This window comes from Pseudomonas sp. 05N431, from assembly GCF_056397005.1.
Window position 1 is genome coordinate 190,526 of sequence record NZ_JBFTMN010000008.1, and the last position, 19,470, is coordinate 209,995.

The 19,470-nt window shown below is 59.3% G+C and carries 20 protein-coding genes; 19 read left to right on the forward strand and 1 reads right to left on the reverse strand.

Going from position 1 to position 19,470, the window contains the following annotated elements; all coding sequences use genetic code 11:
• Positions 1 to 30: 30 nt before the first annotated feature.
• The 19 genes from iscR to AC1DIG_RS16330 all read left to right on the forward strand — a co-directional run bounded on the left by iscR (position 31) and on the right by AC1DIG_RS16330 (position 17,233).
• Positions 31 to 522, forward strand: a complete 492-nt coding sequence (iscR, locus tag AC1DIG_RS16240) for a Fe-S cluster assembly transcriptional regulator IscR (RefSeq protein ID WP_019693470.1) — start codon at positions 31 to 33, stop codon at positions 520 to 522.
• A gap of 50 nt (positions 523 to 572) precedes the next feature.
• Positions 573 to 1,787: an IscS subfamily cysteine desulfurase gene (locus AC1DIG_RS16245; RefSeq protein ID WP_477768108.1), complete on the forward strand. Its 1,215-nt coding sequence runs from the start codon at positions 573 to 575 to the stop codon at positions 1,785 to 1,787.
• 94 nt (positions 1,788 to 1,881) lie between these two features.
• Positions 1,882 to 2,268 (forward strand): Fe-S cluster assembly scaffold IscU, encoded by a 387-nt coding sequence (iscU, locus tag AC1DIG_RS16250; protein WP_003443374.1) that lies wholly within the window; start codon positions 1,882 to 1,884, stop codon positions 2,266 to 2,268.
• A 34-nt stretch (positions 2,269 to 2,302) separates the two neighbouring features.
• Positions 2,303 to 2,626 carry an iron-sulfur cluster assembly protein IscA gene (gene iscA, locus AC1DIG_RS16255; protein ID WP_019693468.1) on the forward strand — a complete coding sequence of 108 codons (324 nt, stop codon included), beginning with the start codon at positions 2,303 to 2,305 and terminating at the stop codon, positions 2,624 to 2,626.
• Positions 2,627 to 2,634: 8 nt separating this feature from the next.
• Entirely contained in the window at positions 2,635 to 3,156 is a 522-nt protein-coding gene (gene hscB, locus AC1DIG_RS16260) for a co-chaperone HscB (RefSeq protein ID WP_477768109.1), read from the forward strand.
• A 51-nt stretch (positions 3,157 to 3,207) separates the two neighbouring features.
• Positions 3,208 to 5,070, forward strand: coding sequence for a Fe-S protein assembly chaperone HscA (gene hscA / locus AC1DIG_RS16265; protein WP_216741133.1), 1,863 nt, complete (start codon positions 3,208 to 3,210; stop codon positions 5,068 to 5,070).
• Positions 5,071 to 5,073: 3 nt separating this feature from the next.
• A complete protein-coding gene (gene fdx, locus AC1DIG_RS16270; RefSeq protein WP_103319244.1) occupies positions 5,074 to 5,415 on the forward strand; it encodes an ISC system 2Fe-2S type ferredoxin in 342 nt (113 codons plus the stop codon).
• A gap of 14 nt (positions 5,416 to 5,429) precedes the next feature.
• Positions 5,430 to 5,630: a Fe-S cluster assembly protein IscX gene (gene iscX, locus AC1DIG_RS16275; protein ID WP_477768110.1), complete on the forward strand. Its 201-nt coding sequence runs from the start codon at positions 5,430 to 5,432 to the stop codon at positions 5,628 to 5,630.
• Between the two features lie 90 nt (positions 5,631 to 5,720).
• The gene (ndk, locus tag AC1DIG_RS16280) at positions 5,721 to 6,146 is read left to right on the forward strand and encodes a nucleoside-diphosphate kinase (RefSeq protein WP_007903599.1); all 426 of its coding nucleotides are present in this window, start codon (positions 5,721 to 5,723) and stop codon (positions 6,144 to 6,146) included.
• Positions 6,147 to 6,174: 28 nt separating this feature from the next.
• On the forward strand, positions 6,175 to 7,323 hold the full coding sequence (gene rlmN / locus AC1DIG_RS16285) for a dual-specificity RNA methyltransferase RlmN (protein ID WP_145015130.1): 1,149 nt from the start codon (positions 6,175 to 6,177) through the stop codon (positions 7,321 to 7,323).
• 12 nt (positions 7,324 to 7,335) lie between these two features.
• Entirely contained in the window at positions 7,336 to 8,094 is a 759-nt protein-coding gene (pilW, locus tag AC1DIG_RS16290) for a type IV pilus biogenesis/stability protein PilW (protein WP_477768111.1), read from the forward strand.
• A complete protein-coding gene (locus AC1DIG_RS16295) occupies positions 8,094 to 9,155 on the forward strand; it encodes a RodZ domain-containing protein (RefSeq protein WP_477768112.1) in 1,062 nt (353 codons plus the stop codon). The genes pilW and AC1DIG_RS16295 overlap by 1 nt, the downstream gene beginning before the upstream one ends.
• Positions 9,156 to 9,158: 3 nt before the next feature.
• Entirely contained in the window at positions 9,159 to 10,268 is a 1,110-nt protein-coding gene (gene ispG, locus AC1DIG_RS16300) for a flavodoxin-dependent (E)-4-hydroxy-3-methylbut-2-enyl-diphosphate synthase (RefSeq protein ID WP_054595806.1), read from the forward strand.
• A gap of 23 nt (positions 10,269 to 10,291) precedes the next feature.
• Positions 10,292 to 11,581, forward strand: a complete 1,290-nt coding sequence (hisS, locus tag AC1DIG_RS16305) for a histidine--tRNA ligase (protein WP_477768113.1) — start codon at positions 10,292 to 10,294, stop codon at positions 11,579 to 11,581.
• Between the two features lie 40 nt (positions 11,582 to 11,621).
• Complete coding sequence (locus AC1DIG_RS16310) at positions 11,622 to 12,263, forward strand: tetratricopeptide repeat protein (RefSeq protein WP_123582286.1); 642 nt, start codon at positions 11,622 to 11,624, stop codon at positions 12,261 to 12,263.
• Positions 12,256 to 13,407 (forward strand): outer membrane protein assembly factor BamB, encoded by a 1,152-nt coding sequence (gene bamB, locus AC1DIG_RS16315; RefSeq protein WP_216741129.1) that lies wholly within the window; start codon positions 12,256 to 12,258, stop codon positions 13,405 to 13,407. The genes AC1DIG_RS16310 and bamB overlap by 8 nt, the downstream gene beginning before the upstream one ends.
• 143 nt (positions 13,408 to 13,550) lie before the next feature.
• Positions 13,551 to 15,014 (forward strand): ribosome biogenesis GTPase Der, encoded by a 1,464-nt coding sequence (gene der, locus AC1DIG_RS16320; RefSeq protein ID WP_427544411.1) that lies wholly within the window; start codon positions 13,551 to 13,553, stop codon positions 15,012 to 15,014.
• A 291-nt stretch (positions 15,015 to 15,305) separates the two neighbouring features.
• Positions 15,306 to 16,454: a pyridoxal phosphate-dependent aminotransferase gene (locus AC1DIG_RS16325; RefSeq protein ID WP_477768114.1), complete on the forward strand. Its 1,149-nt coding sequence runs from the start codon at positions 15,306 to 15,308 to the stop codon at positions 16,452 to 16,454.
• Positions 16,442 to 17,233, forward strand: a complete 792-nt coding sequence (locus tag AC1DIG_RS16330) for an amidohydrolase (protein WP_477768115.1) — start codon at positions 16,442 to 16,444, stop codon at positions 17,231 to 17,233. Before AC1DIG_RS16325 ends, AC1DIG_RS16330 begins: the two co-directional genes overlap by 13 nt.
• Before the next feature lie 202 nt (positions 17,234 to 17,435).
• On the opposite strand, the gene leuA is transcribed toward AC1DIG_RS16330, so the two are convergent.
• Complete coding sequence (gene leuA, locus AC1DIG_RS16335) at positions 17,436 to 19,115, reverse strand: 2-isopropylmalate synthase (protein WP_477768116.1); 1,680 nt, start codon at positions 19,113 to 19,115, stop codon at positions 17,436 to 17,438.
• Positions 19,116 to 19,470: the final 355 nt, after the last annotated feature.

Here is a 19,470-nt window from a genome sequence, read left to right on the forward strand (position 1 = left end):
CCCCATCCCGTAACTCCGTGGTAATTGTCCATGCGACTGACTACAAAAGGCCGATACGCTGTCACCGCCATGCTGGATTTGGCGTTGCACGCGCAACATGGCCCGGTGTCCCTGGCCGATATCTCTGAGCGCCAAGGCATTTCCCTGTCCTACCTCGAACAGCTCTTCGCCAAATTGCGCCGCAGCAATCTGGTGTCCAGTGTCCGTGGACCAGGCGGTGGCTACCAGCTATCGCGTGACATGCAGGGCATCCAGGTCGCTCAGGTGATCGATGCGGTAAACGAATCGGTCGACGCAACCAAATGCCAGGGCCTGGGTGATTGCCATGGCGGCGACACCTGCCTGACCCACCACTTGTGGTGTGATCTGAGCCTGCAAATCCACGAATTTCTGAGCGGTATCAGCTTGGCTGACCTTGTCACTCGCCGTGAAGTGCAAGAAGTAGCCCAGCGTCAGGACCAGCGTCGTTGCAATAGCAAGACACCGCGTCTGGACAAGATTGAAGCGTCCGCCGTCGAATGACAGCCAAAGAGCTAGCGGCACGCCAGCCAGCCTGATTTAGGAGAGAGTCCATGAAATTGCCGATTTACCTTGATTACTCTGCGACCACCCCGGTTGATCCGCGTGTCGCGCAAAAGATGAGTGAATGCCTGCTGGTCGACGGAAACTTCGGTAACCCGGCGTCCCGCTCCCACGTGTTCGGCTGGAAAGCCGAAGAGTCGGTCGAAAACGCTCGCCGCCAGGTCGCCGACCTGGTCAACGCCGACCCGCGTGAAATCGTCTGGACCTCCGGTGCCACCGAGTCCGACAACCTGGCAATCAAGGGTGTCGCGCATTTCTACAGCACCAAGGGCAAGCACCTGATCACCACCAAGATCGAACACAAGGCGGTCCTCGACACCATGCGCCAACTGGAGCGCGAAGGTTTCGATGTCACCTACCTCGATCCTCGTGAAGACGGTCTGGTGACGCCTGAGATGATCGAAGCCGCGCTGCGCGATGACACCATCCTGGTGTCTGTCATGCACGTGAACAACGAAATCGGCACCATCAACGACATCGCAGCCATCGGCGAACTGACCCGCTCCAAGGGCATCCTGTTCCACGTCGACGCTGCGCAGTCCACCGGCAAGGTCGAGATCGACCTGCAAAAGCTGAAAGTCGACCTGATGTCCTTCTCGGCTCACAAGACTTATGGTCCTAAAGGCATCGGCGCGCTGTACGTAAGCCGCAAGCCGCGTGTTCGCCTTGAAGCGACCATGCACGGCGGCGGACACGAGCGCGGCATGCGTTCCGGCACCCTGGCCACTCACCAGATCGTTGGCATGGGCGAAGCGTTCCGTGTAGCCAAGGAAGACATGGCTACCGAAAACGTTCGGATCAAAGCCCTGAGCGACCGTTTCTTCAAGCAGGTCGAAGGCCTCGAAGAGCTGTACGTCAACGGCAGCCTGACTGCTCGCGTTCCGCACAACCTGAACCTGAGCTTCAACTACGTTGAAGGCGAGTCGCTGATCATGGCGCTCAAGGACCTGGCGGTATCGTCCGGTTCGGCCTGCACCTCGGCGTCGCTTGAGCCTTCGTACGTACTGCGCGCCCTGGGCCGCAACGACGAATTGGCACACAGCTCGATTCGCTTCACCTTCGGCCGTTTCACCACCGAAGAAGAAATCGATTATGCCGCGCAGAAAGTCTGCGAGGCCGTCACCAAGCTGCGCGCTCTGTCGCCGCTGTGGGACATGTACAAAGACGGCGTCGACATTTCGAAAATCGAGTGGGCGGCACACTAACGAATTAAGTCGCCGCATACGGGCTCTGCAACCCTGTTGAAAATCTGGCTTGCAGGGCCCGAAGAGCGACTATCTGATGAGTGAGGATTGAATCATGGCTTACAGCGAAAAGGTCATCGACCACTACGAGAACCCGCGCAACGTCGGCAAGATGGACGCGGAAGATCCTGATGTCGGCACCGGCATGGTCGGCGCTCCGGCGTGCGGCGACGTGATGCGCCTGCAAATCAAGGTCAACGAGCAAGGCATCATCGAAGACGCCAAGTTCAAGACCTACGGCTGCGGCTCTGCGATTGCTTCCAGCTCCCTCGCTACCGAGTGGATGAAGGGCAAGACCCTGGACGAAGCAGAGACCATCAAGAACACCCAGCTGGCTGAAGAACTGGCCTTGCCGCCAGTGAAAATCCACTGCTCGGTACTCGCTGAAGACGCCATCAAGGCTGCTGTTCGCGATTACAAGCAGAAGAAAGGCTTGATCTGACTTTCAAGTATTGGCGACAAGTAAGGAGTCACCGATGGCTATCAGCATGACAGAAGCGGCTGCTCAACACGTGCGACGCTCCCTCGACGGGCGCGGCAAGGGTGATGGGATTCGTCTGGGTGTTCGCACCACGGGCTGTTCCGGCCTTGCCTACGTGCTGGAGTTTGTCGATGAGGTAGGGGCAGACGATCAGGTCTTCGTCAGTCACGGCGAGAAAGTGATCATCGATCCGAAAAGCCTGGCATACCTGGACGGCACCGAGCTTGATTTCGTCAAGGAAGGGTTGAACGAAGGCTTCAAGTTCAACAATCCCAACGTGCGCGGTGAATGTGGCTGCGGCGAAAGCTTCAACATCTGAGGCTGCTCGTGGGTACTCCTTGTCATTTCGCTTTATTTGAGCTGCAACCGAGCTTCAATCTGGATCTCGACCAGCTGGCTACGCGCTACCGTGAGTTGGCGCGCAGCGTTCATCCAGACCGCTTTGCTGACGCTTCCGAGCGTGAGCAACGGCTGGCGCTAGAGCAATCCGCAAGCCTCAACGAGGCCTACCAGACGCTCAAAAGTCCCCCCAAGCGCGCGCGTTACCTGCTCGCCATGGGTGGTCGCGAGCTGCCGCTGGAGGTCACGGTGCATGATCCGGAATTTCTTCTGCAGCAGATGCAATTGCGCGAAGAGCTCGAAGACCTGCAAGACAGTGCCGATCTGGCCGGTGTTGCAGTGTTCAAGCGCCGCCTCAAAGTCGCTCAGGATGTATTGAACGATAGCTTCGCAGCTTGCTGGAATGATGCAGCGCAACGCGAACAGGCCGAACGCCTGATGCGGCGCATGCAGTTCCTCGACAAGCTCACCTACGAAGTGCGCCAGTTAGAAGAGCGCCTCGACGATTAACCCAGTGCCGCCTCGGTCGCACGCCTGATATACAGATAAGTCCTGATAACGATGGCCCTACTGCAGATCGCCGAACCCGGCCAAAGTCCTCAACCGCACCAGCGTCGTCTGGCTGTGGGGATCGACTTGGGCACTACCAATTCGCTGGTCGCTGCGTTGCGCAGTGGTCTTTCCGAGCCACTGGCCGACGCTGACGGGCAGGTCATTCTGCCGTCTGCGGTGCGCTATCACGCTGACCGTGTCGAGGTCGGCGAGTCCGCCAAGCTGGCAGCCGCTACCGATCCGCTGAACACGGTGTTGTCGGTCAAGCGCTTGATGGGTCGTGGTCTGTCCGACGTCAAGCAATTGGGCGAACAGCTGCCGTACCGCTTTGTCGATGGCGAGTCGCACATGCCGTTCATCGACACCGTGCAGGGGCCGAAAAGCCCGGTCGAAGTTTCCGCCGATATCCTCAAGGTGCTGCGTCAGCGCGCCGAGTTGACGCTGGGCGGCGAACTGGTTGGCGCGGTGATCACCGTTCCGGCTTACTTCGATGACGCACAGCGCCAGGCAACCAAGGATGCGGCCAAGCTGGCCGGTCTGAACGTGCTGCGTTTGCTCAACGAGCCAACCGCTGCGGCGGTGGCTTACGGTCTGGATCAGCATGCTGAAGGCCTGGTCGCCATTTATGACCTGGGCGGCGGCACTTTTGATATTTCGATTCTGCGTCTGACCGGCGGTGTGTTCGAAGTGTTGGCGACCGGTGGCGACAGCGCCTTGGGCGGCGATGACTTCGATCACGCGATTGCTGGCTGGATCATCGAGAGCGCTGGCTTGTCCGCCGACCTCGATCCGGGTGCGCAGCGTCATCTGCTGCAAACCGCCTGCGCGGCCAAGGAAGCCCTGACGAATGCCGCGACGGTTGAAGTCGTTTATGACGGCTGGAAAGCCGAGCTCACCCGCGAAGCCTTTGATGCGCTGATCGAGCCGATGGTTGCTCGCAGCCTGAAAGCTTGCCGCCGCGCCGTGCGTGATTCCGGTGTCGAACTGGAAGACGTGAAAGCGGTGGTGATGGTCGGCGGTTCGACCCGTGTACCGCGTGTTCGTGATGCCGTGGCTGAAGCCTTTGGTCGTCAGCCGCTGACCGAGATCGATCCGGATCAAGTGGTGGCCATTGGTGCTGCGATCCAGGCCGATACCTTGGCGGGCAACAAGCGCGATGGCGGCGAGCTGCTGCTGCTCGACGTGATTCCGTTGTCCCTGGGGCTCGAAACCATGGGCGGTCTGATGGAGAAGGTGATTCCGCGTAACACCACCATCCCGGTCGCTCGCGCTCAGGACTTCACGACTTATAAAGACGGCCAGTCGGCCATGATGATTCATGTGCTGCAGGGCGAGCGCGAGCTGATCAGCGATTGTCGTTCCCTGGCGCGCTTCGAATTGCGCGGCATTCCGGCCATGGTCGCGGGTGCGGCGAAGATTCGCGTGACCTTCCAGGTCGACGCCGATGGCTTGCTCAGCGTGGCTGCCCGCGAATTGGGTTCGGGCGTCGAGGCGAGCATTCAGGTCAAGCCGTCGTACGGCCTGACCGACGGCGAAATCGCCCGCATGCTCAAGGAATCGTTCCAGCACGCCAACGACGACAAGGTCGCCCGCGTACTGCGTGAGCAGCAAGTCGATGCCCAGCGTTTGATCGAAGCGGTGCAGGGCGCCCTCGATGTCGACGGCGAGCGCCTGCTCGACGCCGAAGAACGCATGGTCATCGAGTTGCAGATGCAGGAACTGACCGAATTGATGAAAGGCACCGATGGTTACGCCATCGAGCAGCAGACCAAGCGTCTGTCGCAAGTGACCGATGCCTTTGCTGCCCGCCGCCTGGACTCGACGGTGAAAGCCGCTCTGGCGGGGCGCAACCTGAATGAAATCGAGGAATAACTGATGCCGCAGATCATTTTTCTGCCACACGCCGAGCATTGCCCGGACGGTATGGTCGTTGAGGCTGAGACCGGCAAGTCCATTCTCGAAGTGGCCCATGACAACCATATCGAGATCGAGAGCGCCTGCGGCGGCGTCTGTGCCTGCACCACCTGTCACTGCATCATTCGCGAAGGCTTTGACTCGCTGAATGAGGCTGATGAGCTGGAAGAGGACTATCTTGATCGGGCCTGGGGTCTGGAAGCGCAGTCGCGCCTGACCTGCCAGGCAATCGTCGGGACTGAAGACCTGACCGTTGAAATTCCTAAATACTCGCTCAACCACGCTGCCGAAGCGCCGCACTGATTCAAGGAACTGGCATGAGTCTTAAATGGGTTGATGTGCTGGAAATCGCGATCCAGCTGGCTGACAGCAAGCCGGATGTGGATCCGCGTTACGTGAACTTCGTCGATCTGCATAACTGGGTCATGGCTCTGCCGGACTTCAATGATGATCCGGCCCGCGGCGGCGAGAAGGTGCTTGAAGCGATTCAAGCGGCCTGGATCGAAGAAGCAGACTGAACGCACTGTACGCCGTTAGGCAATACCAAAGAACCCGCGTATAATTCGCGGGTTTAATTTTTCGCAAATTACCGTTTCTGGAGTTACACCATGGCTGTTCAACGTACTTTCTCCATCATCAAGCCTGACGCCGTTGCAAAAAACGTTATCGGCGAGATCACCACTCGTTTCGAAAAAGCCGGCCTGCGCGTTGTAGCTTCGAAACTGAAGCAACTGTCCAAAGCTGAAGCTGAAGGCTTCTACGCTGAGCACAGCGCTCGTGGTTTCTTCAACGACCTGGTTGCTTTCATGATCTCCGGTCCGGTTGTCGTTCAGGTTCTGGAAGGCGAAAACGCTATCGCTCTGAACCGTGAGCTGATGGGCGCTACCAACCCTAAAGAAGCTGCTGCCGGCACCATCCGTGCTGACTTCGCTGACTCCATCGACGCCAACGCTGTACACGGTTCGGACTCCGAAGCCGCTGCTGCTCGCGAAATCTCGTACTTCTTCGCAGCTACTGAAGTAACCACTCGCTAAGCATTGGCTTAAGAGTGAAGGTGAATCCATGACTACATCGACTGTAAAAACCAACCTGCTGGGTCTGACTCAACAGGAAATGGAAAAATTCTTCGACTCAATCGGGGAGAAGCGTTTCCGTGCCGGTCAGGTAATGAAGTGGATTCACCACCTTGGCGTTGATGATTTCGACGCCATGACGAACGTCAGCAAGGCCTTGCGCGACAAGCTCAAGGCTATTGCCGAAGTTCGCGGCCCCGAAGTGGTCAGCGAGGACATCTCCAGCGATGGCACCCGCAAGTGGGTGGTGCGCGTGGCGTCCGGCAGCTGCGTCGAGACCGTCTACATTCCCCAGGGCAAGCGCGGCACTCTGTGCGTTTCGTCCCAGGCAGGCTGTGCCCTGGATTGCAGTTTCTGCTCCACCGGCAAGCAAGGTTTCAACAGCAACCTCACCGCAGCCGAAGTCATCGGCCAGGTGTGGATTGCCAATAAATCGTTCGGCAGCATCCCGGCAACCGCCGACCGTGCCATCACCAACGTGGTGATGATGGGCATGGGGGAGCCGCTGCTGAACTTCGACAACGTCGTTGCCGCCATGCACCTGATGATGGACGACCTGGGCTACGGCATTTCCAAGCGCCGTGTGACCCTGTCGACCTCAGGCGTAGTGCCGATGATCGATGAGCTGTCCAAGCACATCGACGTTTCCCTGGCGTTGTCCCTGCACGCACCGAACGATGCGCTGCGTAACCAGTTGGTACCGATCAACAAGAAGTACCCGCTGAAAATGCTCCTCGAGTCCTGCCGCCGCTACATGTCGTCCCTGGGCGAAAAGCGTGTGCTGACCATCGAGTACACCTTGCTCAAGGACATCAATGACAAGGTCGAGCATGCGGTTGAAATGATCGAGTTGCTCAAGGACACGCCTTGCAAGATCAACCTGATCCCGTTCAACCCGTTCCCCCATTCCGGTTACGAGCGGCCGAGCAACAACGCCATCCGTCGTTTCCAGGATCAACTTCATCACGCTGGCTTCAATGTCACCGTGCGCACCACCCGTGGCGAAGATATCGACGCTGCGTGTGGCCAATTGGTAGGACAGGTGCTGGATCGCACCCGTCGTAGCGAACGTTATATCGCCGTGCGTGAGTTGAGCGCCGACAACGATATGCCGCAAGACGCTGCGAATCGTACTTAAGAGAGGATCTCTATGTCACTGCGCCTAGCGCTGCTTCTGCTGTTCGCCAGCCTGTCGGCTGGTTGTGTTCTGTCGGGTGATTTCAATCCGATGAAAACCAGCAAGGGGCGCGATGAGGCGCGTGCTGCGTATGTGCAGCTGGGCGTGGGGTATCTGCAGCAGGGCATGACCGAGCGGGCGAAAGTCCCGTTGAAGAAGGCCCTCGAACTGGATAGCGCCGACCCTGATGCCAACGCAGCATTGGGCCTGGTGTTCCAGGCCGAGATGGAACCCGAGCTCGCTGATCAGCATTTTCGCAAGGCACTGTCCGCTCGTCCGGGCGATGCTCGTATCCTGAACAACTACGGCAGCTTTCTCTTTGAAGAGAAACGTTACAAAGAAGCGTACGAGCGCTTTGAACAAGCGGCTGCCGATAGCCTTTATCCTGAGCGTTCACGGGTTTTCGAGAACCTTGGCATGACGGCTTCAATGCTCGGCCAGCGTGACTTGGCCCGGCAGCAACTGGAAAAAGCCCTGCGCCTGAACCGCCAACAGCCACGTGCGTTGCTGGAAATGGCTGAGTTGTCGTACGAAGACAGGCATTATGTGCCCGCGCGTGACTATTACGATCGTTTTAGCCTGCTCGCCGAGCAAAATGCACGTAGTCTATTGCTCGGCGTTCGGCTGGCCAAAGTGTTCGAAGATCGCGACAAGGCCGCCAGTTTTGGCCTGCAACTAAAACGACTCTATCCCGGTACGCCGGAATATCAGCAATACCTGTCGGAGCAATGATGAAAGCGGCGCATCCAGAAGTTGTAGCAGCGACTCGCGTAAACCCCGGAGAGACCCTGCGTCAGGCCCGCGAAGGCAATGGTTGGTCGCTGGCGGAAGTAGCGCTCAAGCTCAATCTCACCGCTAATTCCTTGAAGAATCTGGAAGACGGCGCTTTCGACAAGCTGCCGGGGCATACCTTTGCTCGCGGCTATATCCGCGCATACGCCAAATTGCTCGGCATGGACCAGGCCGTTCTGGTTCAGCAGTTCGACCAGCACACCGGCACCGATTCCCAAGGCAGCAACGTGCACAGCCTTGGCCGTATCGAAGAGCCATCGCGGGTCTCCCACACTATTTTGCGCATCGTCAGCCTGTTGCTGCTGATGGCCGTGGTGGGGGGCGGTTTTGTCTGGTGGCAGGATCAAACCTCGCTGCGCACCAAGGACCTGATTGGTCTGAGCCCTGAACACGTCGAAGTCGAAGGCGCCGATGGCACCACGCAGATCCATCCGCTCGACGAGCCGGAAGATCAGGCTGTGGTAGAAGGTCAGGTCGAAGCCGGAACGCCTCTGGCATTGCCTGAAGGCCAGGCGCCTGCCGAGGTTCAGGCAAATGTCGAGGCGCCAGCTCCGGCGGCTCCGGTAGCCCCGGTGGTTGCGCCGGCGGCTCCGGTTGTCGCTCCAGTTCACACTGCACCCGCTCCGGTTGTCGCTCCAGCCCGCACCGCACCCGCCCCGGTTGTTGCGACACCAGCGGCACCGGTCGCACCTGTTGTGCCAGCGCCAGTTGTGGCTGCCGCGCCAGCACCAGCCGCGGCACCTGCTGCTCCGGTTGCCGGTGCGGGCCAGGTGCAGATTCAGTTCTCTGCCAATTGCTGGACGCAAGTCACCGATGGCAACGGCAAAGTGCTGTTGAGCGGTCTCAAGCGTAAAGGCGAAACCGTCGATGTCAGCGGCAAACCACCGTTTGCAGTACGCCTGGGCTATGCCCGTGGCGCGCAGGTCAGCTACAACGGACAAGTGGTCGATGTAGCTCCGTTCACCAGTGGCGAGACTGCTCGCCTGAAGTTGGGTCAATAAGTCATGCACGGCGAATCTCCAATCAAACGTCGCGAATCCCGCAAGATCTGGGTTGGTTCGGTACCGGTGGGCGGTGATGCGCCTATCGCTGTACAGAGCATGACCAACAGCGACACCAATGATGTGGCCGCCACCGTGGCCCAGATCAATCGTCTGGAAGCGGCCGGTGTCGACATCGTGCGGGTCTCCGTTCCGGACATGGACGCGGCCGAAGCTTTCGGTCGCATCAAGCAACTGGTCAAGGTGCCATTGGTTGCCGACATTCACTTCGACTACAAGATCGCCTTGCGCGTAGCCGAACTGGGCGTCGATTGCCTGCGGATCAACCCGGGCAACATCGGTCGTGAAGACCGTGTGCGCGCGGTGGTCGATGCCGCCCGTGACCGCGGGATTCCGATCCGTATCGGCGTCAACGCCGGTTCGCTGGAAAAAGACCTGCAAAAGAAATACGGCGAGCCAACGCCTGCTGCGCTGGTCGAGTCGGCGCTGCGTCACGTCGAGCACCTTGAGCGCCTGAACTTCCAGGACTTCAAGGTCAGCGTGAAGGCCTCCGACGTGTTCATGGCCGTCGAAGCCTATCGCCTGCTGGCCAAGGAAATCGTTCAGCCACTGCACCTGGGCATCACCGAAGCCGGCGGTTTGCGTTCAGGCACAGTGAAATCCGCCGTGGGCCTCGGTATGCTGCTCGCCGAAGGGATTGGCGATACTATTCGCATCTCGTTGGCGGCTGACCCGGTCGAGGAAGTGAAAGTCGGCTACGACATTCTCAAGTCCCTGCACCTGCGTTCCCGTGGCATCAACTTCATCGCCTGCCCGAGCTGCTCGCGGCAGAACTTCGATGTGGTGAAAACCATGAACGAACTGGAAGGGCGCCTCGAAGATCTGCTGGTGCCGCTGGATGTTGCGGTCATCGGTTGTGTGGTCAATGGTCCCGGCGAAGCCAAAGAGGCCCATATCGGCCTGACTGGCGGTACGCCGAATCTGATTTACATCGATGGCAAGCCGTCGCAGAAATTGACGAATGACAATCTGGTGGATGAGCTGGAAAGGCTGATCCGCCAGAAAGCGGCCGAAAAGGTCGAAGCTGACGCAGCAGTAATCGCTCGCGGCTGATCGAACGAATTTAAGGATTTATAGTGAGCAAGTCTCTGCAAGCCATACGTGGCATGAACGACATCCTGCCCGAACAGACCCCGCTGTGGCGTCATTTCGAGGGCACCGTTTCGCGTCTGCTGGATAACTACGGTTACAAGCAGATTCGCATGCCGATCGTCGAGTTCACCGAGCTGTTCAAACGCTCCATCGGTGAAGTGACCGACATCGTCGAAAAAGAGATGTACACCTTCGACGACCGTAACGGCGACTCGCTGACCCTGCGCCCTGAAGGCACGGCGGCCTGCGTGCGTGCAGTGCTTGAGCACGGCATCACCGGCGGTGGCCAGGTGCAGAAACTCTGGTACATCGGCCCGATGTTCCGCCACGAGCGTCCGCAGAAAGGCCGCTATCGCCAGTTCCACCAGATCGGCTGCGAAGTCTTCAACCTGGATGGTCCGGACATCGACGCCGAGCTGATCGTGCTGACCTGGCGCCTGTGGGGCGAGCTGGGCATCCGTGATGCAGTCAAGCTCGAGCTCAACAGCCTGGGCACCAGCGCATCTCGCGCTCGCTATCGCGATGCGCTGGTGGAGTACCTGACGGCACGTCTGGACCAGCTGGACGAAGACAGCCAGCGCCGTCTGAAAACCAACCCGCTGCGGGTGCTCGATACCAAGAACGCCGATACCCAGGCGGCACTGATCGATGCGCCGAAGATGGCTGACTACCTCGACGAAGAGTCTCGCGCTCACTTCGAGGGCCTCAAGGCGCGTCTGGATGCTGCCGGCATCCCTTACGTGATCAACCCGAAGCTGGTGCGCGGGCTGGATTACTACAGCAAAACCGTATTCGAATGGGTCACCGACAAGCTCGGCGCCCAAGGCACTGTCTGCGCGGGTGGCCGTTACGACGGCCTGGTCGAGCAGATGGGCGGCAAGCCGACGCCGGGCGTTGGTTTCGCCATGGGCATCGAGCGCCTGGTGCTGCTGCTCGAAACTCTGGAGCAGATCCCGGAAGAAATCTCCCGGCAGGTTGACGTCTACCTGTGCGCCTTCGGTGAGGCTGCCGAACTGGCCGCTCTGACACTGAGCGAGCGGGTTCGTGATCAGCTGCCAAACCTGCGCCTGCAGATCAATGCCGGTGCGGGCAGCTTCAAAAGTCAGTTCAAGAAGGCCGACAAGAGCGGTGCGCTATACGCATTGATCCTCGGTGACGACGAAATGGCCCAGCAAGTGGTAGGTTTCAAACCCCTGCGTGGCCAGGGCGAACAACAAAGCATTGCCTGGGATGCGCTTGCCGCTCACCTGGCCACCTGCGTCGTGCAGGGTTGAAGCTGTCAAACAGCCGATTTAGCGAATAAGGAGTATTGGGGTGTCGAGTACCGAAGACGAACATCTGGCGGAATTCAAAGACTGGTGGCAGCGTAACGGCAAACCTCTCGTGACTGGCGGCCTGTTGGCGCTGGTCATCGTGTTCGGCTGGCAGGCGTTTCACAAGTATCAGAGCAATCAGTCGCAAGGCGCCTCGATGCTTTACCAGCAACTGCTGGAAACCACGCTGACCCCGGACGGCAAGCCTGACGCGGCCCGTGTCGCGGACCTCGCCAACAAGCTCAACAGCGAGTTCGGCGGCACGGCTTACGCCCAATACGGCAGCCTGTTCGTGGCGAAAGTCGCGGTCGACAGCGGCAAGCTGGATGACGCAGCAAGCCAGCTCAAGGCTGTGGCTGACAAACCTGCCAACCCGGCGCTGGGTGAAGTGGCGCGTCAGCGTCTGGCTCAGGTTCTGGCCGCACAGAACAAGGCTGACGAAGCACTGAAATTGCTCGAAGGTGATGCCGATCAGGCATTCCTGGCCACTCGCGAAGAACTCAAGGGTGACCTGCTGGTCCAGTTGGGTCGTACCGATGAAGCCCATGCTGCTTACCAAAAAGCCAAGGCTGCGCTGTCGGATGAAGCGGCGGTCGGTGGCTTACAAATCAAGCTGGACGACCTGGCCAAAGGGGATGCGTGACGTGATCCGTTGGAAACATGCAGCATTGCTGGCTCTGGCCATTCTGGCCGCGGGTTGCAGCAGCAACAGCAAAAAAGAATTGCCGCCGGCCGAGCTGGTCAAATTCAAGGAAGAAGTGGTCCTGCAAAAGCAGTGGAGCCGTTCGGTCGGTAACGGCCAGGGCGAAACCTACAACATGCTGGTACCGGCCATCGATGGCAACACCATCTATGCTGCCGACGTCAAAGGCGTGGTGATGGCGCTCGATCGCATGAACGGCGACGTCAAATGGAAGAAAGATCTCGAGCTGCCTGTGTCCGGCGCCGTTGGCGTGGGTTACGGTCTGGTCATGATCGGCACGCTCAAGGGCGAAGTGGTTGCCCTGGACGCAAGCTCCGGTGAAGAGAAATGGCGCGCTCGCGTGACCAGTGAAGTGCTCGCACCGCCAGCCAACAACGGTGATGTGGTAGTGGTGCAAACCCAGGACGATCGTCTGATCGGTCTGGATGCTTCCACCGGCAACCAGCGCTGGTTGTATGACAGCACACCTGCGGTCCTGACTCTGCGCGGCACCAGTGCGCCGATCGTCACCAACCGCCTGGCGATTGCTGGCCTGTCGACCGGTAAGGTCGTGGCGCTGGATATCTCCAACGGCGTGCCGGTCTGGGAACAGCGCATTGCGATTCCACAGGGTCGCTCGGAGCTGGAGCGCGTGGTCGATATCGACGGCGGCCTGCTGCTGTCCGGCGACAAGATTTATGTCGCCAGCTATCAGGGGCGCGTAGCAGCCCTGGACCTGCAAAGCGGTCGTCAGCTCTGGCAGCGTGATGCTTCCAGCTACGCCGGTGTCGCCCAAGGTTTTGGCAGCGTCTACATCAGCCTGTCTTCGGGCACTGTTGAAGGCGTCGACGAGCGTTCGACCACCTCTTTGTGGAGCAACGACTCGCTGGCCCGCCGTCAACTGTCGGCACCGGAAGTGTTCTCCAGCTACGTTGCAGTCGGTGACCTGGAAGGTTACCTGCACCTGTTGAGTCAGGTGGACGGTCGTTTCGTCGGCCGTGAGCGCATCGACAGCGACGGCCTGCGTGCCCGTCCGCTGGTGATGGGTGACATGATTTACGTTTATGGCAACAGCGGCAAACTGGAAGCCCTGACCATCAAGTAATGGTTTGACTATGCTTGGGGATAGCGATGTTCCCAGGCAGCCTTGTTTTACAAGGCTCGCAGTACATCAAGTGCTGCCCCGAGCACCAGCCGCTGCCTCGCAGCGGCTTTTGTATTTTCTGAAATAACGAAGTGGAGAGCCGCATGGTTCCCGTAATCGCCCTGGTGGGCCGACCGAACGTCGGCAAATCCACCATGTTCAACCGCCTGACCAAAAGCCGCGACGCTATTGTCGGCGACCTTTCCGGTCTGACCCGTGATCGCCAATACGGTGAGGCAAAGTGGCAAGGGCGCTCCTACATCCTGGTCGACACCGGTGGTATTTCCGGTGATGAGCACGGCATGGATGAAAAGATGGCCGAGCAGTCGCTGCTGGCTATCGAAGAAGCCGATGTCGTTCTGTTCCTGGTAGATGCCAAGGTTGGCTTCACCGCCGCCGACCAGATGATTGCCGAGCACTTGCGCAAGCGCAACAAACGCTCCCTGCTGGTGGCCAACAAGATCGACAACATCGATCCTGAAATGGCCCGCGCCGAATTCGCCCCGCTGGGTATGGGCCACGCCATTGGTGTGGCTGGTGCGCAAGGTCGCGGTGTCAACACACTGCTGGAAGCCGCCCTGAGCGAATTCCCGCGTGACACCGAAGAAGAGGATCTGAACGCTAACGTCGCCGAAGGCGAAGAAGCGATCCGGATTCCGGGTCCGAGTGAAAAGGATGGCATCAAGATCGCCATCATCGGTCGCCCGAACGTCGGCAAGTCGACCCTGGTCAACCGTATGCTCGGTGAAGACCGGGTAATCGTCTATGACCAACCCGGCACCACCCGCGACAGTATCTACATCCCGTTCGAGCGTAACGAAGAGAAGTACACGCTGATCGACACCGCGGGTGTGCGCAAGCGCGGCAAGATCCACGAGGAAGTTGAAAAGTTCTCGGTGGTCAAAACCCTGCAAGCGATCAAAGACGCCAACGTCGTGATCTTCGTGATGGACGCCCGTGAAGGCGTGGTTGACCACGACCTGAACCTGCTGGGTTTTGCCCTGGAAGCCGGTCGTGCCATCGTTATCGCCCTGAACAAGTGGGACGGCATGACGCCGTCCGAGCGTGATTTCGTGAAGATCGAGCTGGAGCGTCGGTTGTTCTTCGTCGACTTCGCCGATATCCACTTCATCTCGGCGCTGCACGGCACTGGCGTGGGCAACCTGTACCAGTCGGTGCAGAACTCGTTCAAGTCGGCGATCACTCGCTGGCCGACCAACCGCCTGACCCAGATCCTCGAAGACGCGGTTGGCGAGCACGCGCCACCGATGGTCAACAACCGCCGGATCAAACTGCGTTATGCCCACTTGGGTGGTGCCAACCCGCCGCTGATCGTGATCCACGGTAACCAGGTCGAGAAGGTTCCGAACTCTTACGTCCGTTACCTGGAAAACACTTACCGTCGCGTCTTGAAGCTGGTCGGTACGCCGATCCGCATCGAGTTCAAAGGCGGCGAGAACCCGTATGAAGGCAACAAGAACACGCTCACCGACCGTCAGGTCAACAAGAAGCGCCGCTTGATGTCGCACCACAAGAAAGCTGACAAGAAACGCCGCGACAAGCGCTGATTGTCGCACCGGCTCATCCCGTTGGGATGGGCTTCTGTGGCGAGCGGGCTTGCCCGCGTTGGGTCGCGAAGCGGCCCCGAAATCTACAGCCGAGGTGGTTCAGGTAGAACCCGTCGGCTTATTTTGCGACTGCTTCGCAGCCGAACGCGGGCAAGCCCGCTCGCCACAGGTGAGAAGTCTTGGGATTAGAAGAAGGGCGCCTATGGCGCCCTTTTTCGTGCCTGGCGTTTGAGCTATCCTCGGGCTCTCCCGCGCCGCCGTTAGAGCCGGGTGTTCAGTAGGGAATCACCGATGATCACCAGCAAGCTGCCGAATGTCGGCATCACTATCTTCACCCAAATGTCTCAGCTCGCGGCACAGACCGGCGCGATCAACCTGTCCCAGGGGTTCCCCGATTTCGATGCTCCGCAAGCCTTGTGCGATGCGGTCGGCCGACACATCGCCAATGGCCATAACCAGTACTCACCGATGACCGGCCTGCCGGCGCTGCGCCAGCAAGTGGCGGCGAAGATCGCTCGCAGCTATGGAGTGAGCGTCAATGCCGACACCGAGGTGACCATCACCCCCGGCGCGACCCAGGCGATCTTCTGCGCCATTCAAACGGTTATCCAAAGCGGTGACGAAGTGATCGTCTTCGATCCGGCCTACGACAGTTATGAACCCTCGGTGGAGCTGGCTGGCGGTCGTTGCGTGCATGTGCCGTTAGCAGGGAAGGATTTCGCCATCGACTTCCAGAAGCTCGGCGAAGCGCTGAGCCCGCGTACGCGAATGATCATCCTCAACTCGCCGCATAACCCCAGTGGTGCGCTGATCTCGCGCGCCGAGCTGGACCAGTTGGCAGCATTGATCCGCGACCGCGATATCTATGTGATCAGCGACGAGGTGTATGAACACCTGGTGTTCGACGGCGTGCCGCATGTCAGCGTATTGGCCCATGAAGAGCTGTATCGGCGGGCTTTCGTGGTCAGCTCGTTCGGCAAGACCTACCACGTCACTGGCTGGAAAACCGGCTACGTGGTCGCGCCACCGGCGCTGACGGAAGAACTGCGCAAGGTGCATCAATACGTCAGTTTCTGCGGCGTGACCCCGTTGCAGTACGCACTGGCCGACTTCATGGCCGAGCATCCGGAACATGTCGAAGAGTTGCCGGGTTTCTATCAGGCCAAGCGTGATCTGTTCTGTGATTTGCTGGCGCCTTCGCGGTTCAGCTTTACCAAGGCCACCGGGACCTATTTCCAGTTGGTCGACTATTCGCAGATCCGCCCGGACCTGAACGATATCGAGATGGCCAAGTGGATGACGCGCGAGCATGGCGTGGCGGCGATCCCGATTTCGGTGTTCTACCAGAACCCGCTGCCGGAACAGCGTCTGGTGCGCCTGTGTTTTGCCAAGCGTGAGGAGACGCTGCGTCAGGCAGCGGAGAAACTATGCGCGATCTGAACGCCTTGCCCAATCTGAACGTTGCGTTGATCCAGACCACATTGGCCTGGCATGACCGCAAAGCCAATCTCGAGCATTTCGAACAGTTGCTGGAGCAGGCGCGGGGCGCCGACCTGATCATCCTGCCGGAGATGTTCACCACCGGTTTCTCGATGGAGTCGCAAACCCTCGCTGAAGTGGAAAACGGCCCGACCAGTAAATGGTTGCGAGCGCAGGCCGCCAAACTTGACGCGGTGATTACCGGCAGCGTGATTGTCCAGGCCGCCGATGGCAGCCATCGCAATCGACTGTTGTGGGCGCAGCCGGACGGTGAGGTGTTGCATTACGACAAGCGTCACCTGTTTCGCATGGCCGGCGAGCACAAGCATTACACCGCCGGCGAGCAGCAGGTGCAGTTCGAGCTCAAGGGCTGGCGGGTGCGTCCGCTGATTTGCTATGACTTGCGTTTCCCGGTGTGGAGCCGCGACGCACAAGACACCGACCTGCTGCTGTACACCGCCAACTGGCCGGGTGCACGGCGTCAGCACTGGAACCGTTTGCTGCCGGCGCGGGCCATCGAGAACCTTTGCTATGTCGCAGCAGTGAACCGGATTGGCACCGACGGTAAGGGCTTTGCTTATACCGGCGATAGCCAGGTGCTGGATTTCCAGGGTGAGACGTTGCTGGGTGCCGGAGAGGCCGATGGGGTGTTTCAGGTCGTGCTGAGCGCTGCGGAGCTGGCGGCGTATCGCACGCGGTTCCCGGCGAATCTGGATGCCGATACCTTCGAGCTGACCTGAGATTTTCGTTGCCTGACAGACCCTCATCGCGAGCAAGCTCGCTCCCACAGGGTTATGTGCTGACTGTTGGACCTGTACAAATCCAATGTGGGAGCGAGCTTGCTCGCGAAGAGGCCATAACAGACAACACAAAGCTTGCAGGCACAAAAAAGGCCCCGAGGTTTTCACCTCGAGGCCTTTTGCGTTTCAGCGATCAGGTGGCTTACGCCGCTTTCGCTTCCGGCTGGCTCAGGGAGCGGTTCAGTGCGCTGAACAGGGCCTTGAAGCTGGCGGTGGTGATGTTTTCATCGATGCCGACGCCATGCACCGCACGCTCGCCGTTCACGCGCAGTTCAATGTAGGCCGCAGCCTTGGCATTGGTGCCTGCGCCAATCGCGTGTTCGTTGTAGTCCATGATCTCCACCGGGATCGGCAGACCGGCCACCAGTGCTTCCAGGGCGCCGTTGCCCTTGCCGCGCCAGTGCAGGTTGGTTTCGCCCTGGCCTTTGCTGGAGACTTCGACTTCGACGGCGCTGTGACCGTTCTCTTCCTGCAAGCGATGGCTAACCAGCGCGTACGGCGTGTTGGCCTGCAAGTACTCACTGTGAAGCAGCGCGTGGATCTGCTGGGCAGTCATCTCGAGGCCCAGGCGATCGGTTTCGCGTTGTACCACCTGGCTGAACTCGATCTGCATGCGGCGTGGCAAGTTGATGCCGTATTCCTGTTCCAGCAGGTAAGCGATACCGCCTTTGCCGGACTGGCTGTTGACGCGAATCACCGCCTCGTAGCTGCGACCGATGTCGGCCGGGTCGATCGGCAAGTACGGCACTTCCCACAGCTCGTCCGGTTTCTGCTGGGCGAAGCCCTTGCGGATCGCGTCCTGGTGCGAGCCGGAGAACGCGGTGTGAACCAGGTCGCCGACGTACGGGTGACGTGGGTGCACCGGAATCTGGTTGCACTCTTCAACGACTTTGCGCACGCCGTCGATGTCGGAGAAATCCAGCTCAGGGTCAACGCCTTGGGTGTAGAGGTTCAAGGCCACGGTGACCAGGTCGACGTTACCGGTACGCTCGCCGTTGCCGAACAGGCAGCCTTCGACACGGTCGGCGCCAGCCATCAGGCCCAACTCGGTGGCCGCAACGCCAGTGCCACGGTCGTTGTGGGTGTGCAGGCTGATGATCACGCTGTCACGACGGTTGATGTGACGGCCGAACCACTCGATCTGGTCAGCGTAGATGTTCGGTGTAGCGCATTCGACGGTAGCCGGCAGGTTGAGGATGACCTTGTGCGCAGGCGTCGGGTTCCAGACCTCGATCACCGCGTCGCAGACTTCCTTGGCGAACTCCAGCTCAGTGGCGCTGAAGGTCTCTGGCGAGTATTCGAAGGTCCACTGGGTTTCCGGCTGCTTGGCGGCATATTTGACGAACAGCTTGGCGGCGTTCACGGCGATGGCCTTGATCCCGTCCTTGTCCTGATTGAAGACAATCCGGCGGAAGGAAGGGGAGGTCGCGTTGTAGAGGTGAACGATGGCTTTTTTCGCGCCACGAAGGGATTCGAAAGTCCGCTCGATCAGGTCTTCACGGCCCTGGGTCAGCACCTGGATGGTGGTGTCGTCCGGGATGTGGCCGCCTTCGATCAGGGTGCGCACGAAGTCGAAGTCGGTTTGCGAAGCGGCCGGGAACGAGGCTTCGATTTCTTTCACGCCGACGGAAACCAGGGTTTTCCAGAAGCGCAGCTTTTTCACTGCGTCCATTGGCTCGATCAGCGACTGGTTACCGTCGCGCAAGTCGGAGCTGCACCAGATCGGCGCGGCAGTGATGGTCTTCGACGGCCAGGTGCGATCCGGAATGTCGATTGTCGGGAAAGCGCGGTATTTCGAAGACGGGTCTTTGAGCATGCTCATCGGAAAATCCTTATTGTGTGGGCCGAAAAAAGGCGGCCAGCCGGTGGATCAAAAAAACGTTGGATAAAACGTGGGACGAGGCACCGCGATTCAGCCCGGCAGTCGTGCGCTGACGAGGCACAGGCTGCGGTGCTGGCGGAGCTGAATGAGGGTGTGAGAAGTTTTCATGTCTTCAACCCTAACCGCGAGGGTGAAAGATGGCAAGCAGTCGAAAAACTTTGAGATAAGTTCTTCTTTGGCAGGTTTTTGCGCGATTTTATGGCGCTGGATTTGAGATGTTGCGTCTTTGATTGCGTCGATGTTTGAAGGTCGGCAATCTGAAAATTGTGGACGATGCTGGAATTGCCATCGCGAG